This is a genomic window from Eggerthella hominis, assembly GCF_014287365.1.
Taxonomy (GTDB): Bacteria; Actinomycetota; Coriobacteriia; order Coriobacteriales; family Eggerthellaceae; genus Eggerthella; species Eggerthella guodeyinii.
The window spans coordinates 88,785-103,074 of the sequence record NZ_JACOOA010000010.1 but is presented as its reverse complement, the minus strand read 5'-3'; the positions used below and the strand labels follow the sequence as shown (position 1 = coordinate 103,074).

The window sequence follows — 14,290 nt, the reverse complement described above, 5'->3', positions numbered from 1 at the left end:
GGAATTCGCCTACAGCCCCGCGGGCTGCTGCTGGGTGATGCAGTGGATGTTGCCGCCGCCGTAGACCACCTCGCGGGTGGGCACGCCGACGATCTCGCGCTCGGGGAACATCTCCTGCACCTGCTGCAGGGCGCGCTCGTCGTACTCGTCGTCGTACTGGGGCACCAGCACGAAGTCGTTGCCGATGAGGAAGTTCATGTACGAGGCGATGCACACGTCCTCGGTGGTGCGCGGGATGGTGCCCTCCACCACGTCGATGGCGTCCACTTCCTCCTGCGTCATGTAGGTGGGCTTCTTCGGCATGATCAGCTTGTGCACCTTGAGCGCCCGCCCCTTCGCGTCGGTGGCGTTCGACAGGGTGTCGTAGGCGGCATGCGCGGCCTCGTAGAAGGGGTTGTCCTCGTCATCGGTCCAGATGCACGCCACCTCGCCGGGGCGCACGAAGCAGGCCACGTCGTCGATGTGCCCGTTCGTCTCCTCGGGGTCGATGCCGTCCTTGATCCAGATGACCTTGTCGACGCCCAGGTAGTCGCACAGGTACCCTTCGATCTGCTCCTTCGACAGCTCGGGGTTGCGCCCCTCGGACAAGAGGCACATCTCCGTGGTCATCACGGTGCCTTCGCCGTCCACGTGGATGGAGCCGCCCTCGAGCACGAAGGAGTCGGGGCGATAGCGGTCCACGCCCGCCAGGTCGGCCACCTTGAGGCCCACGAGCGCGTCCTGGTCCCACGGGAAGTACAGGCCGTCCACCAGGCCGCCCCACGCGTTGAAGTGCCAGTGCACCGCGCGCACGTCGCCCGCATCGTTCACCACGAACGTGGGGCCGCAGTCGCGGATCCACGAGTCGTCGCTGGTCATCTCCACGACGAGGATGTTCTCCTCGCCCGCCAGCACGTAGTGCGCGGCGGCGTAGTCCTCGGGGTTCACGCCCACGATGACCGGCTCGTACTGCGCGATGCCGCGCGCCACGTCCGCGAACGCCTTCTGCGCGGGCTTCGCGCCGTCACGCCAGTTGTCGGGGCGGTGGGGCCACAGCATCCAGATGCACTCCTGCGGCTCGAACTCGCCGGGCATGCGGTAGCCGTCTTTCTTCGGGGTCGATTCGTTCTCGTAAATCGTATCCATAGGTACGTCCTTTCGGGTTGGTTACACCAGGTCGCGCGGTTCTCGGCCGATGAGCTCGTCCTCTTCGATGGCGATCTTCTCGGACTCGGGCATCTCCACGAATCCCTGCGCCACGTCGAAGTCGAGCGGGTCGCCGTTCGATCCCATGCCGCCGTAGTCGCTGTTGCGCCCGCGCGCCGACCAGATGCGCACGATCTCGCCCAGGATGACGAACGCGATCACGCCGATGAGCATGGGGATCTTGCCCATCTCCTCGGGCGAGCCGTTCAGCGGCACGATGGTGGCGATGATGGCCAGCACGAGCAGCACCACGGGCAGCCACGCCACCACGAGCGCCACGCCATGGCCGCCGGGCACCTTGAACACGCGCTTGGCGGCGGGGTCGATCTTGCGCAGCTTCAAAAACGCCGGGAACATGGGGATGTAGCTGATCAGCAGGAACACGATGTTCATGGAGAAGAAGATCCAGAAGAAGCTGTCGAAACCGGCCAGCTCCATCACGGGCGACAGCAGCACGAGCGCGCTGGCCACCACGCCGTTGACGATGGCGGCACCGGTGGGCATGCCGTTCTTCTTGCTCTCGTGCGCGAACACCTTCGGCATGTTCTTCTTGCGCGCGGCGTGCTCGGCCACGAAGTTCACGCCGAACGACCAGCTGACCATGTTGCCGAACAGCGTGATGAGGAACACGATGCCCACCACGATGAACAGCACGCTGCCCACGCCCGCCATGATGCCCACGGCGTCCATGATGCCGGAGTCGAGCGAGATGTCCATCGCGGGGATGGCGGCGCCGATGCCGAACGAGCTGAACAGGTACAGCGCGGCGATGGCGATGCCGCCGGCGATGATGGCGCGGGGGATCTGCTTGTTCGGGTTCTCCATCGAGCCCACGTACGTGGTGATGACCTCGAAGCCCATGAAGTTGAACAGGATGATGGACAGATACGTCAGGCTGTTCGAGTCGAGCGCCGGCAAGAACGACTCGGGCGTCATCTCGTTCGCGAAGCCGAAGTTCACCGCGTACCAGATGCCCAGGCCGCCCACGACCACCGCGATGCCCACCTTGAGCACGGCGGCCAGGTTGAGGATCCAGGCCGAGTCCGACACCTTCGAGAAGCTGAGGAACACGACGATCCAGATGAACGCCAGCTCGATGATGAGCGAGGGCACCAACCCGATCTCCATCCCCGTGATCATCGAGATGGTCTCAGGGAACAGGAAGGCGAGCGACGCCATCCACAGCGGGAAGTTGATCCAGTAGTACCAGCTCACGCGGCTGCCCCACTTGTCGCCGAACGCGCGGCGCACCCAGTCGTACAGGCCGCCCTCGTCGTCGTACGTGGTGCCCAACTCGGAAACCACCAGGCCGTACGGCAGCAAAAACGCGATGATGAGGAAGATCCACCAGAAGAACTGCGAGTTGCCGATGGCGGCTGCGGGAGCCGCCGCCTCGGCCACGAACACGACGGTGATCACCGACAAGATCGCGTCGATCAACCGGAATTTCTTATTCTTTGCCATAAGGAGCCTCTTTCAAATCAGTCGGACCCTTACTTGATCGCTTGCTTGCCGAGGCCTTCCAGCAGGTAGTTCAGCTGGTCGTGCGCCTCGCCGGCTTCGGGCTCCTCGGTTTCGGCCTGCTTGCAGAAGTACGCCAGCAAGCCGCGGATGGAGTGCTTGCGGTTCTCGGCCTCGTCCCAGCAGATGGACTGCGGGCCGTCGATGACCGCGTCGGTGACTTCCTCGCCGCGCGAGGCGGGCAGGCAGTGCATGAACTTGGCGTCCGGGGCGGCCATCGCCATGAGCTCCTCGGTCACCTGGTACTTCGGGTAGAAGATGGCCATGCGCTCGTCCTTCGACAGCTCCTTGTCGTACAGGCCGTACCACACGTCGGTGTACACGAAGTCGGCGTCCTTCATGGCCTCCTCGCGGTTGTCGGTGACGCTCACGCTGCCGCCCGACACCTCGCAGTTCTTGCGGCCGATCTCCAGCAGGTCCTCGCGGATCTGATGGCCCTCGGGGCCGTACTGCACGAACGTCATGCCCATCTTCGAGGTGATGAACATCTCGGACACGCACACCTGGGTGGCGTCGCCCACGAACACCATCTTGCAGTTCTCGATGCGCTTGCCCTCGGGCAGGTGCTCGATCATGGTGAGGAGGTCGCCCATCTCCTGGGTGGGATGGTTGTAGTCGGACATGCCGTTGATCACGGGGATCGTGGCGTACTTCGCCAGCTCCACGAGGTCCTCGTGGTGGTCGACGCGCGCTTCGAGGATGTCGAGCAGGCGGCTCATGACGCGCGCCGAGTCCTCGATGGTCTCGTGCCCGCCCAGCTGGATGGTGCCGGGCGCGTAGAACTGGCCCGTGCCGCCGAGATCGGCCATGGCGCCCTCGAACGACAGGCGCGTGCGGGTGGAAACCTGCTGGAAGATCATGCCGAGCGTCTTGTGCTTCAGCAGCTCGGGGAAGTAGCCGGCCTTCACGCAGCGCTTGAGCACGCGCGACAGCTCGATCATATCGAGCAGCTGGTCCTTCGTGAAATCATTGGTATCGAGAAAATCCTTGACGGTCATGGACGAGCCTCCTTCGGAGAATGCGGACAGGTGGATCGGCGCGGCCGGATTGCAGTACGGCCGCGCCTTGCCCTCAGTTGTAACCCGAATCGCCGAGGCGCTCGACAAGGCTGGCCGGTCGTGCGAGAATCGAAGACGAACCGAAACCGAATCGCTAAAGGACACGCTATGAACCTATCCGGACTCATCACCGTTCAGCCTGATCAGACCGAAGAGCTCGACGCGCTCGCCACCATGGTGGGCACGTGCTTCCTCGAGGAGATGTGGTACGTCACCTGGCTTGAAGCGCTCGACGAGCTGGGCATCGGAACCGACCGCAAACTCGAGATCACCCGCGCCGTCATCCGGTCGGACTACGCCGTCACCGCGCCGTACCAGTGCGTGTACGCGCTGCCCGACCGCGCGGGCGCCGCGAACGTCTACCTGCGCAGCGAGCTGGGCGACGTCGACTGGACCGAGCTGGAGGAGGAGTCGGGCGCGCTTCTGGCCGAGGTGCTCACCGACGAGGAGATCGACGTGCTGGGGCCGCGCATCGAGGCGATGGACCCCATTTCCTCCACGAGCTGGCCGCTCGAGCGCGCGGGCGCGGACGAGGACTTCGTCTACTTCATCTCGGCCGGCGTCGATCCCGATCAACGTGGCACGGGGGCGTTCCGTCGCCTGTTCACGCCCTTCCTCGCCTACGCCGACGAGCACGGGCTGGACTGCTACCTCGATTGCTACACCGATCGGCTCGAGCAGCTGTACGGCCACTTCGGCTTCGAGACGGTGGAGCGCCGCAGCATCGACGCCTTCCCCATCGAAGAGCGCCTCATGATCCGCCGGGCGCAGTAGGCGTCGCGCCATGAAATCGAGCGAACTGGCGAAGCTGGCGGGGGTGTCGGTGCGCACGCTGCGCCACTACCACGCCATCGGGCTGCTGCCCGAGCCGCCGCGCGGCGAGAACGGCTACCGCGACTACCACGCGGAGGATCTCGTGCGCCTGCTTCGCGTCAAGCGGCTGTCGTCGCTGGGGTTCTCGCTGTCGCGCATCGGCGAGGTGCTCGACGAGATGGACGCGAACCTGGCCGAGGCCTCCGGGCCGCATGCCGACGAGGCCCTCGACGAGCTCGATCGCGAGCTGGAGCTGCAGATCGAGCGCCTGCAAGAGCAGCGCCGCACCATCGCGCTGCTGAAGCGGGAGCAGATCGACCTCGACCTGCCGGTGCGGTTCGCACGGATCAAGAAGCTGTTCGAGGAGCTTTCCGCACGCTCTTCCATCACGAAAAGCGACCGAGAAGCCCTCCTGCTCGCCGGCAACCTGTTCACCGAGGAGGACGCCGACGAGCTTGAGCGCGTCATCTCGGCGCTGTTCGACGGCGAGATGATCGACCAGCTCCAAGCCGTTCAGGTCCGCTTCGACGAGCTGCCCGCAGACGCCTCGCGCGACGAGATCGACTGCGCGATCGATGCCGCGATGGAGCTGCTCGGCCCCTTCATCGATTGCTTCGACCCGGCCAACTGGGACAAGGACTACGACAGCGTTTCCGAGGACCTCCTGCGCGAGATAACGAAGAAGGACCTGAACGAGGCCCAGCGCGTTGCGACGGATCGTCTCGCGGAGGCGCTCGAGGCGCGCATCCTCGAACGGCTTCCCTCCACATCTTCGCCACAGGACGCTTGACCCCGACGTAACGTCGTAGTTTTTACTCCTTTCTAGCACGAATTGTCATCCCGAGCGAAGCGCCGCAGGCGCGCAGTCGAAGGATCTCGCCAGAAAGGACCCCTCATGTTCGGCCGCACATCCATCAGATTCCTCGTATCGAACGCGCTTTCCCTGCTGGGCAACTCCATCGCCAGCGTCGCCCTGCCCCTCATCCTGCTGGCCACCACCGGCGACGCGCTGGCAGCGGGCACGCTGGCGCTCATCTGCTCCGTCCCCCAGATGATCATCGGCATCGTGGGCGGTGCGGCGCTCGACCGCTTCAACCGCCGCACCATCTCCATCATCTCCGACGTCGTGTCGGCCGCCAGCATCGCGCTCATCCCCGTGGTAGATATGGTCTGGGGGCTGAACTTCTGGTGGTTCGTCGCGTTGGGCCTGCTGGGCGCCGTGGGCGACATCCCCGGCATGACGGCGCGCGACGCGCTGCTGCCCGAGGTCGTCGAGCGCGACGGCGTAGACCTGCAGCGGTTCATGGGGCTGTCGCAGTCGCTCGACTCGCTGACCACCATCATCGGGCCGGCGCTGGCGGCGCTTTTCATCGGGCTGGTCGGCGGCGTGCCGTCGCTGTGGTTCACAGCTGCCCTGTCGTTCCTGGCGGCGCTGGCCACGACCACCATCCCGCGTTCGGTGGGAGCCGTGCGTACGGCGGGCGCGGCGGTCGGCGACACCCCGGCCACCCAGCAGGGCATCGTGTCCTCGACGGTGGGCGCGCTGCGCACCGGCGTGCGCGTGCTGTTCCGCACCGACGGCGTGCTGACGGTTTCCACCCTGCTCACGTTCGGCATCGTGATGGTCATGGGATCGTTCCAGGGCCTCGTGCTGCCCGTGTACTTCACGGACAGCGGACATCCGGAGCTGCTGGGCTACGTGCTGTCGGCCATGTCGTTGGGCCTGCTGGCCAGCTCGCTCGCGTACGCGGCGCTCGCCCCGCGCCTGTCGCGCCGGACGTGGTACGTGCTGTCGATGTTCGGCATGCTGATCGGCGTGGCCATCCTGGGCGCGCTGCCCGCCTACCCGTTCATGCTGCTGGGCGCGCTCGTGCTGGGCGTGAGCGCCGGCCCCGCGTCGGCGCTCATGGGCTTCTTCATGCTCGACCGCATCCCCGAGCAGTCGCGCGGCAGCGCGCTGGGCACGCAGAACTCGCTGCTGCTCGTGGCGGCGCCCGTGGCCGTGTTCGCCACCTCGGTGGGCGTCAGCGTGCTGGGAACCTCCGTCGCAGCCGTCGCGCTCGTGGGCTGCTGGGTCGCGATCACGGCCTTCGCCCTGGTCGCACGCGGCATGCGCCACCTCGACGAGGAACCTGCGCCCGAGGGGGCTCCGGCGGATTCTTAAGCGCTCTCCCCCGGACAGGCGGCGGGACCCGCGAATCGCCCGGCGGGCTCCGCACCGCGGCAGGCGCCCCGTTCCGCGAAGCGATTTCGTCGCGATTTCAGGGGGATTGCGTGCGGGTCGCACCTTTCCAACGGCCGCGCGACCGCCCGCACGGCGTTCGCGCGGCGCTCCTATGATGGCGGGGAACACGACACGGGCGCTGCGCGTCCGGCACGAAAGGAGCGCCATCATGGCAGAAACCGCACTGGTCACCGGCGCGACGAGCGGCATCGGAGAATCCCTCTGCCTGCTGTTCGCCAGCGACGGCTACGATTTGGTCACCGTCGCCCGCGACGAGGAAGCACTGGAAAAGCAGGCGAAGGACCTGCGCGTACTCGGCATCGACGTGCTTCCCGTCGCGTGCGACCTCTCAGACCCCGACGCCGCGCGCACCATCTTCAAGCGCGTCCAAGAGGCGGGCAAGGACATCGAGTTCCTCGTCAACGATGCGGGCTACAGCCCCGCCGGGCAGTTCTCGGAGCTGTCCATCGCCGACATCCGCTCGATGATCCAGGTGAGCGCTACGAGCCTCGCCGAGTTGACGAGCGTGTTCCTGCACCCCATGCTCGAACGCGGCCACGGCCGCATCCTCAACATGAGCTCGATGGTGGCGAAAACCCCCTGCCCCTACAACGCGCTGTACGGCGCGGCGAAGGCGTTCGTGCTGTCGTTCTCCACGGCGCTGTCGCGCGAGCTCAAGCACACGGGCGTGTCGGTGACCACCGCGTGCCCCGGCGCGACGCGCACGAACTTCTCGAAGAACGCCGGCATCGAAGGCGCGCCCGCGTGGAAGTACTTCTCGATGGACGCCGACGAGACGGCCGTCCGCGTGTACCGCGCGCTCATGCGTGGCGAGCGCTGCGCCGTGACCGGCTGGTACAACAAGGTGGGCGCCATCTCGGTGCGCTTCATGCCGATGGGCGCGCAGCTGCTGGCCGGCGAATGGCTGATGGGCGTGCGCAAGCACCCGCTCGACCACGAGGGAACCGAGGAAGGAGCGCCCCAGGGCCGCCGACATCACGAGCACGGGCATGAGCACGACCATGACCACGAGCATGAGCACGGCCACAGCCACGATCGCGACCATCACCATTGTCATGGCGATCATCGGCACGAGCGCGGCGGCCGGGACGGCGGAACCGGCGGCCCCTCATGCCGCATCAGCTGGGATCGCTGGTAGCTCCACGAAGCGGCCGGGGCGCGATCCCGGCCGCTTCCGCGTTTACGGACGCTGCCAGGCGGTGGAGCCGATCTCGCCCAGCCGGAAGTCGGAGCCGTCGTAGGAGATGCGCGTGACGCTCGCGTTCGGGATCTTCACCGGATCGTTCACGCGCTCCGGGTCGATGAGGTACACGAGCGTGCGCACGACGAACGAGTGCGTCACCACCAGCACGTTGCCGCCGCCGCGCGCGAGCCCCGCGTCGCCGGCCTCCCGGAAGAACCCGCGCAGGCGGCGCTCGATGGCGTCGAAGCGCTCGGCGCGGCCGGAGCAGTCCGCGTCGGCCAGCACGTCGGCTACCTCGGGCAACCGTCGGTTGTGCTCCTCGAACGACAGCGGCGCGCCGAACCCCGCATCGAGCGTGGCGTGCAGCAGCTCGCCCGGCTCGCCCTCGAGGTCGCCGTAGCACCACTCGCGCAGACGCTGGTCGGCGTGCGGCCCGAAGGGCACCGCCGCGCCCGCCCGCGCGCGCAGCAGCTCGTCGAGCGTATGCACGGCACGGCCGCTGTCGCTCGCGTACGCCGCGGCGAAATCCACCTCCGCCAGCCCGCGACCGAGCGATTGCGCGGCGCGCACGCCCTCGTCCGTGAGCGGCGTGTCGCACCAGCCCTGCACCTTGCCCATGACGTTGAACAGCGTCTGCCCGTGGCGCACGACGTAGAACGTCACCTCGCCGGGACGGCGCTCCCCCGCTTCCATCAGACGACCTTGCACACGTCGACCCACGTGCACGGCGCGGCGCAGCGCTCCAGCTCGTCGGGCGTCAGCCGCACGGCGCTTGCGGCGCTGCCGGCGGCGGGGTACACGACGTCGAAGCGGCGCAGCGATTCGTCGAGGAACACGCCAACGCCCTCGTTGAGCGCGAACGGGCACACGCCGCCCACGCCGTGGCCGATGAGCGGCTCGGCCTCGTCGGCGGCGAGCATCTTCGCCTTGCACCCGAACTGCGCCTTGTACTTGGGGTTGTCGATGCGCGCGTCGCCCGCGGCCACCACGAGCGCGACGCGGTCGCCCACGTGGAACGACAGCGTCTTCGCGATGCGCGCCGGCTCGCACCCCACCGCCTGCGCGGCCAGCTCGACGGTGGCGCTCGACGTCTCGAACTCGAGCACGCGCTCCTCCATGCCCCGCTCGCGCAAATACGCTCTCACGTTGTCGATAGCCATCGTCTCGCCCCGCTTTCTGAATAGGTTACGGGATCAGTATAGCGCCGTATCCCGCAATGCGGCGAGGGGCGAGAGAGCCCCTACTCCCCCTCGAACTTCGCCAGGAACGCTTGGGTGCGCTGGTGCTGGGGGTTGTTGATCAGCTGCTCGGCCGGCCCCTCTTCCACGATAACGCCGCCGTCCATGAACACGATATGGTCGGCCACGTCGCGCGCGAAGTTCATCTCGTGCGTCACGATGACCATCGTCATGTTCTCGGCCGCCAGGTCGCGGATGACCTTGAGCACGTCCTTCGTCAGCTCGGGGTCGAGCGCGCTCGTGGGCTCGTCGAAGAACAGCACGTCGGGGTCGAGCGCAAGCGCGCGGGCGATGGCCACGCGCTGCTGCTGGCCGCCCGACAGCTCGCAGGGCACCATGTCCTCCTTGCCCTCGAGGCCCATCTTCGCCAACAGGCCGCGCGCCGCCGCCAGCACCTCGTCCTTCGGACGTTTCTGCACGTGCAGGGGCGCGTCGGTGATGTTCTTCAGCACCGAGTAGTGCGGGAACAGGTTGAAGTTCTGGAACACCAGCCCGAAGCGCGTCTTCGCCTCCTTGAGCACGGCCTTCGACGCGTACGTCGCCGCACCGCTCCCGCCGTCTTCCGCCACCACGAGGTCGCCGTACGCGAGGCGCCCCGCGTCGAGCGTCTCCAGCAGCGTCATGCAGCGCAGCAACGTCGACTTGCCGCCGCCCGACGGCCCGATGACGGCCACCACCTCGCCCGGCTGCACCTTGAGCGAGATGTCCTTGAGCACCGGCGTGTCGCCGAAGCTCTTCCGCGCATGTTCGAGCAGCACGACAGGTTGTTCGTTGGTCATGACGTCGCTCCTAATCATGGTAGTAGTTCAGCCGCTTCTCGACGCGGGTCAGGATGATTTCCACGATGAAGTTGAACACCCAGTAGATCACGCCTGCGATCACGTAGGGAAGCATGCTCACCTGCGAGGCGGCGATGGCCTTCGCCTGGCTGAACATTTCCATGATGCCCAGCACGAACGCGAGCGACGTGTCCTTGACCAGCGTGATGATTTCGTTGCTCATGGCCGGCAGGATGCGCTTGACCACCTGGGGAAGCACGATCTTCATGAACGTCTGGAAGCGCGAGTAGCCCAGCACCTCGGCCGCCTCGTACTGCCCGCGCGGGATGGACTGGATGCCGCCGCGGTAGATCTCGCCGAAGTAGGCCGCGTAGTTGATGATGAAGCCGATGGAGCACGCCCAGTACTTCCAGTCGTTGCCCATCTGCAGGCCGAACAGGTAGTACGGGCCGAACATGAGCGCCATGAGCTGCAGCATGAGGGGCGTGCCGCGCATCACCGAGATGTAGAAGCGCGTGACGAGCGCGACCGGCTTGAACCGGCTCATGCGGCCGAACGCCACCAGCACGCCCAACGGCAGCGAGCCGACGAGGGTGGTGAGGAATATCTGCAAGGTGAACGCCAAGCCCGAGAGCAACAGCTCCATCATGGTCGCGAATTCCATGTCCGGCCTTTCTCAAACATAACAGGTCCAATAACGTCAGCGAGGGCCGTTCCCGTGCCGAAGATTCGAGGGATCGCGGAGGCGAAGCGTACTGCGGTACGCGAGCTTCCGGGATCGCGCGAAGATTCGGTGCGCGAACGGCCCGCAGCATCGAGCAGACCCGCCGGCCGGCAGGCCGGCGGAACCCTAACCCTTACAGCACCCAGTTGTCGTAGGTGATTCCCTGGTCGGCGTACTTGTCGCACAGCTGCTTGACGGTGCCGTCCTCGTCAAGCGCCTTGAGCGCGTCGGTCACCTGCTTGGCCAGCTCGGTGTCGCCCTTCTTGAAGCCCACCGCGTAGTTCTCGGGAGCCAGCACGCCCAGCTTCACGTACGCGTCGGGCTTGGCCGCCATCTGGTAGCTGGCGATGGACAGGTCGCACGCCACCGCATCCACCATGCCGGATTCGAGCTGCATGAACGCGTTGTTGTAGTCGCCGATGGTCTGCAGTTCCTTGAACGTTCCGGCGAGGGCCTTCTGGCCGTCCTCGTCCTCCAGAACCTCAAGCGCCGCCGAATCAACCTGCGTCAGGACAATTTTCCCAGCCAGGTCCTCGAGCTTCGTCATGCCGCTGTCCTTCTTCACGACCACCACCTGCTCGTTGTACATGTACGGCTCGGAGAACGTGTATCCGTCCTCGCGGCCCTCCATGGTGAAGCCGTTCCAGATGCAGTTGATGGTGCCGCTGCCGATGAGCGCGTCCTTCGCGTCCCAGTCGATGGGCTCCAGCTTGAGCTCCCAACCGTTCTTCTCGCACACGGCCTTGGCAAGCTCCAGGTCGAAGCCGGTGAACTGGCCGTCGTCGCCCACGTAGCCGTACGGCGGGTACCCCTGGTCGAAGCCCACTGCCAACGTGAACGAGCCATCCGACGTCGAGCTGTCGGCATTCTGCGCGTCGCCGCCGCCGGAGCACCCGGCCAGCATCACCGCGGACAGCGCCAGCGTGACAACGGCGGCCACGAGCGCAACGAGTTTCTTCTTCATCGCATCTCCCATCATCCCGAACCCGGCCGATGCGCGCCCTTCCCTGGTGGCGCCTTCGCTTCGACCGCTTTTCTACTTTACTGTACTAAAGCGCGGGGACAGTATAGCACAGCCGTCGGAAAGCGGAACCCCCTGCGATCGGGAACCGGTGGCAGGCGGCGGAAGCGGCACGAGCGCGAACCAGCGGCTGCCCCGAGGTGCGAGCGCAATGGCGGCCCGGCCCGCCATTGCGTCGCGGCGTTCTCCGTATCGCCCCCGATCAGGAGATTTTCTCGAACCGTTCCCGAAAAGACGCCCCGGAATCGTTCATACCATGCGATCTGCGCCAGGGCGCTTTCCGAAAACGCCCCCCATGCGGAACCGGCGCAAGCGCGACGCCCCGCAACGGCCAGCGCTCAGCGAGCCAGCAGCGCGCAGAGGCTGGCCACCTGGGCGGGCGTCAAACGCAGCGCGTCGCGGACGTACGCCGCGAATCCGCCGGCTTGTCCGTCGATCTCGTCGAAGAACGCGCGCAGGTACGCGGGTCGCGCCTCGAGAAACGACCTGAGCACCGCCCGCTCCTCGTCCGACATCCCCTGCTCGAGCTGGGACATCTCGCGCTCCGTCGCCTCGGCGTTCACCTCGTTCGTGGCCAGGTACGCGGCCATGACGTCATCCTCGGAAGCCCCCGCGATGCGTTGCAGCACGGCGCACAGCACACCCGTGCGGTCCTTGCCGTGCTCGCAGTGCACGAGTGCCGCGCGGCGCTCGGCGGCCATCGTGCGCAGGACGGTGCCCATGAGGGGGAACTCGCGCGCGTAACGTCGGTAGTTGCGGATCATGCGCTCTTCGGGGCGGCCGTACTCGCCGATGACGCCGGCCACGAGGCGGCGCGACGCGTCGGAGCGCCCGCGGTCGGTGGAGGGCTCGAACGCGAGCGTCTTCGCGCCCACGATGCGCGGCTCGGGGCTCGATGCGACCTCCCACCGGTTGCGCAGATCGTAGATCGAGCGAACGCCCAGCTCGCCCACCAGGTAGGCCGCCTCGTCCTCGGTGATGCGCGCAAGCGAGGCCGAGCGGAACAAGCACGCGCCCTCGAGCGGCCCGCCGTCGACGGCGCGCAGACGGAAGCCGCCGAACGCGCGCACGCTCGCGTCAACCTCCGTCACCGCTCCACCTCGAACGCATACTCCGCGACGATGTCCGACGCCGCGCCCGCGCCGTCCACCGCGCGCACCTTCAGCAGATAACGCCCGGGGCGCTCGGGACGATACACGAAGTGCCAGTTCACGCCCTTGTCGATGACCGCGCCCGACGTGGGGTAGGTCGTCCACGTGGCGCCGCCGTCCAGCGAGAACTGCATGGCGGACACGTTGTGCTCGAAATCGTCAACGTACCCGTCGAACTCGAGAGGCTCCCCCACTCGATGCGCCACCGCCAACCCCCTTCACCGGCCGATCCTCCTCGTCGCGCGCGCCCGAAACGCGCCCGCCCACCGTACCACAAGCACGCAGCGCGCGCAAAAATTGCCCCGAAACGCGAACCGGCAGCCGCCATGGCTGCCGGTTCGCGCGCGGAGGGCGGCGAGGGAGGGTGCCGCCCTTGCGCCTATCCGATCAGGCTCATCACCGTTTCGGCGATCACGTCGGCATGGATGCCGGCCGCAAGGATCAAGAAGCGCAGCTCGCACCCGCCGATCAACGCCCCTACGGCACCGACGGCCATGAGCGCCGTGCCCGCATGCTGCTTTGCGCCGGGCTTCTTGCCGCCGCGCCGGTGCAGCACGAGCCCCATGAGGGCCATCGCCAGCGGCACCGCGAGCCCGCACACCACCACCATGCCCCAGAAACAGGGCGCGAGGCCGCCCGACACCAGAAGCGTCGCGGAGGCCGCGGCCGTCGCGCCCACCGCCGTCTGCGCGTCGGCACCCAGCATGCTGGCCAGGAACACCGCCATCACCACGCCCTCTACCAGCACGAGCACCACGACGATCCGCTCCATGAGCAGACGCGCCTTGGGAACGAGGGCGTCTTTCTTCGATAGCACGATCGCCACCAGCTCGACCAGCGCCACGCCCGTGTCGAACGCCGACACGGTGAACAGCGCCGGCAGCAACGGAGTGTCCCACAGGGGAACGCTCTCGGCCGTCATGAGCAGCATGCCCGTGTACACCGCCACGAACGCGCCCAACACGATGCCGATCACCGCGAGCACCCGCCGCAGGGTCGTGCCCTTCTTCTCGAACCAGGCCCACTTCTTCGCCAGCCACACGCCCACCGGCCTCGTCGCCAGCAGCGCCGACACCGCGAACACCGCCATCGCCGCGAACGCGCCCCACGCACCGTAGGTCATCCACGAGGTAAAGTGCCCGAAGCTCTGCCACATCAACAGGCCGCGCGCCGGCGTGATGAGCTCGGTGAGCAGCAACAGCAGACCGGCCGCCAAGCTGAAAAGCGCGGCCCACATCGACACGCACACGATCAGGCGGTGGCGCGTCCGGTCGATCAGGAACAGCACCGCCGCCATGACGAACGCGCCGGCACCCATGCCACCCAAGAACAGGTACAGGGCGGGTTGCCAGCTCCAAGTCAGTTGCAACAT

The 14,290-nt window shown here is 66.9% G+C and carries 15 protein-coding genes; 4 read left to right on the top strand and 11 right to left on the bottom strand.

Features of this window, described 5'->3' with window-relative positions; all coding sequences use genetic code 11:
* Nucleotides 1-9: 9 nt before the first annotated feature.
* From aguA to ptcA, 3 genes are read right to left on the bottom strand one after another with little or no spacing between them, the layout of a single operon-like run.
* Complete coding sequence (aguA, locus tag H8S61_RS16395) at nt 10-1,125, bottom strand: agmatine deiminase (RefSeq protein WP_186939743.1); 1,116 nt, start codon at nt 1,123-1,125, stop codon at nt 10-12.
* Nucleotides 1,126-1,146: 21 nt separating this feature from the next.
* A complete protein-coding gene (locus H8S61_RS16390; protein ID WP_160943629.1) occupies nt 1,147-2,649 on the bottom strand; it encodes an APC family permease in 1,503 nt (500 codons plus the stop codon).
* A 29-nt stretch (nt 2,650-2,678) separates the two neighbouring features.
* Entirely contained in the window at nt 2,679-3,704 is a 1,026-nt protein-coding gene (ptcA, locus tag H8S61_RS16385) for a putrescine carbamoyltransferase (RefSeq protein WP_186939742.1), read from the bottom strand.
* Between the two features lie 168 nt (nt 3,705-3,872).
* On the opposite strand from ptcA, the gene H8S61_RS16380 reads away from it, so the two are divergent.
* From H8S61_RS16380 to H8S61_RS16365, 4 genes are all read left to right on the top strand, one after another.
* Complete coding sequence (locus tag H8S61_RS16380; RefSeq protein WP_186939741.1) at nt 3,873-4,538, top strand: GNAT family N-acetyltransferase; 666 nt, start codon at nt 3,873-3,875, stop codon at nt 4,536-4,538.
* A 10-nt stretch (nt 4,539-4,548) separates the two neighbouring features.
* Nucleotides 4,549-5,367, top strand: coding sequence for a MerR family transcriptional regulator (locus H8S61_RS16375; RefSeq protein ID WP_186939740.1), 819 nt, complete (start codon nt 4,549-4,551; stop codon nt 5,365-5,367).
* Nucleotides 5,368-5,472: 105 nt separating this feature from the next.
* Nucleotides 5,473-6,741, top strand: coding sequence for an MFS transporter (locus tag H8S61_RS16370; protein WP_186939739.1), 1,269 nt, complete (start codon nt 5,473-5,475; stop codon nt 6,739-6,741).
* Nucleotides 6,742-6,970: 229 nt separating this feature from the next.
* Nucleotides 6,971-7,960 carry an SDR family NAD(P)-dependent oxidoreductase gene (locus tag H8S61_RS16365; RefSeq protein ID WP_186939738.1) on the top strand — a complete coding sequence of 330 codons (990 nt, stop codon included), beginning with the start codon at nt 6,971-6,973 and terminating at the stop codon, nt 7,958-7,960.
* 42 nt (nt 7,961-8,002) lie between these two features.
* On the opposite strand, the gene H8S61_RS16360 is transcribed toward H8S61_RS16365, so the two are convergent.
* From H8S61_RS16360 to nrfD, 8 genes are all read right to left on the bottom strand, one after another.
* Nucleotides 8,003-8,698 carry a histidine phosphatase family protein gene (locus tag H8S61_RS16360; protein WP_186939737.1) on the bottom strand — a complete coding sequence of 232 codons (696 nt, stop codon included), beginning with the start codon at nt 8,696-8,698 and terminating at the stop codon, nt 8,003-8,005.
* Nucleotides 8,698-9,165: a YbaK/EbsC family protein gene (locus H8S61_RS16355; protein WP_186939736.1), complete on the bottom strand. Its 468-nt coding sequence runs from the start codon at nt 9,163-9,165 to the stop codon at nt 8,698-8,700. The genes H8S61_RS16360 and H8S61_RS16355 overlap by 1 nt, the downstream gene beginning before the upstream one ends.
* A gap of 80 nt (nt 9,166-9,245) precedes the next feature.
* Entirely contained in the window at nt 9,246-10,022 is a 777-nt protein-coding gene (locus tag H8S61_RS16350; RefSeq protein ID WP_186939735.1) for an amino acid ABC transporter ATP-binding protein, read from the bottom strand.
* A 10-nt stretch (nt 10,023-10,032) separates the two neighbouring features.
* Nucleotides 10,033-10,686, bottom strand: coding sequence for an amino acid ABC transporter permease (locus H8S61_RS16345; protein ID WP_154333218.1), 654 nt, complete (start codon nt 10,684-10,686; stop codon nt 10,033-10,035).
* Nucleotides 10,687-10,879: 193 nt separating this feature from the next.
* Nucleotides 10,880-11,710 carry a transporter substrate-binding domain-containing protein gene (locus H8S61_RS16340; protein WP_186939734.1) on the bottom strand — a complete coding sequence of 277 codons (831 nt, stop codon included), beginning with the start codon at nt 11,708-11,710 and terminating at the stop codon, nt 10,880-10,882.
* Between the two features lie 395 nt (nt 11,711-12,105).
* Nucleotides 12,106-12,858, bottom strand: a complete 753-nt coding sequence (locus H8S61_RS16335; protein WP_186939733.1) for a tyrosine-protein phosphatase — start codon at nt 12,856-12,858, stop codon at nt 12,106-12,108.
* Nucleotides 12,855-13,124, bottom strand: coding sequence for a hypothetical protein (locus tag H8S61_RS16330; protein WP_160943614.1), 270 nt, complete (start codon nt 13,122-13,124; stop codon nt 12,855-12,857). The genes H8S61_RS16335 and H8S61_RS16330 overlap by 4 nt, the downstream gene beginning before the upstream one ends.
* Nucleotides 13,125-13,297: 173 nt before the next feature.
* A complete protein-coding gene (gene nrfD / locus H8S61_RS16325; protein WP_186939732.1) occupies nt 13,298-14,290 on the bottom strand; it encodes an NrfD/PsrC family molybdoenzyme membrane anchor subunit in 993 nt (330 codons plus the stop codon).

Bases quoted from the DNA above. Each gene is read 5' to 3' on its own strand.
- aguA (WP_186939743.1), bottom strand. From the start codon at position 1,125: ATGGATACGATTTACGAGAACGAATCGACCCCGAAGAAAGACGGCTAC.
- H8S61_RS16390 (WP_160943629.1), bottom strand. From the start codon at position 2,649: ATGGCAAAGAATAAGAAATTCCGGTTGATCGACGCGATCTTGTCGGTG.
- ptcA (WP_186939742.1), bottom strand. From the start codon at position 3,704: ATGACCGTCAAGGATTTTCTCGATACCAATGATTTCACGAAGGACCAG.
- H8S61_RS16380 (WP_186939741.1), top strand. From the start codon at position 3,873: ATGAACCTATCCGGACTCATCACCGTTCAGCCTGATCAGACCGAAGAG.
- H8S61_RS16375 (WP_186939740.1), top strand. From the start codon at position 4,549: ATGAAATCGAGCGAACTGGCGAAGCTGGCGGGGGTGTCGGTGCGCACG.
- H8S61_RS16370 (WP_186939739.1), top strand. From the start codon at position 5,473: ATGTTCGGCCGCACATCCATCAGATTCCTCGTATCGAACGCGCTTTCC.
- H8S61_RS16365 (WP_186939738.1), top strand. From the start codon at position 6,971: ATGGCAGAAACCGCACTGGTCACCGGCGCGACGAGCGGCATCGGAGAA.
- H8S61_RS16360 (WP_186939737.1), bottom strand. From the start codon at position 8,698: ATGGAAGCGGGGGAGCGCCGTCCCGGCGAGGTGACGTTCTACGTCGTG.
- H8S61_RS16355 (WP_186939736.1), bottom strand. From the start codon at position 9,165: ATGGCTATCGACAACGTGAGAGCGTATTTGCGCGAGCGGGGCATGGAG.
- H8S61_RS16350 (WP_186939735.1), bottom strand. From the start codon at position 10,022: ATGACCAACGAACAACCTGTCGTGCTGCTCGAACATGCGCGGAAGAGC.
- H8S61_RS16345 (WP_154333218.1), bottom strand. From the start codon at position 10,686: ATGGAATTCGCGACCATGATGGAGCTGTTGCTCTCGGGCTTGGCGTTC.
- H8S61_RS16340 (WP_186939734.1), bottom strand. From the start codon at position 11,710: ATGAAGAAGAAACTCGTTGCGCTCGTGGCCGCCGTTGTCACGCTGGCG.
- nrfD (WP_186939732.1), bottom strand. From the start codon at position 14,290: ATGTTGCAACTGACTTGGAGCTGGCAACCCGCCCTGTACCTGTTCTTG.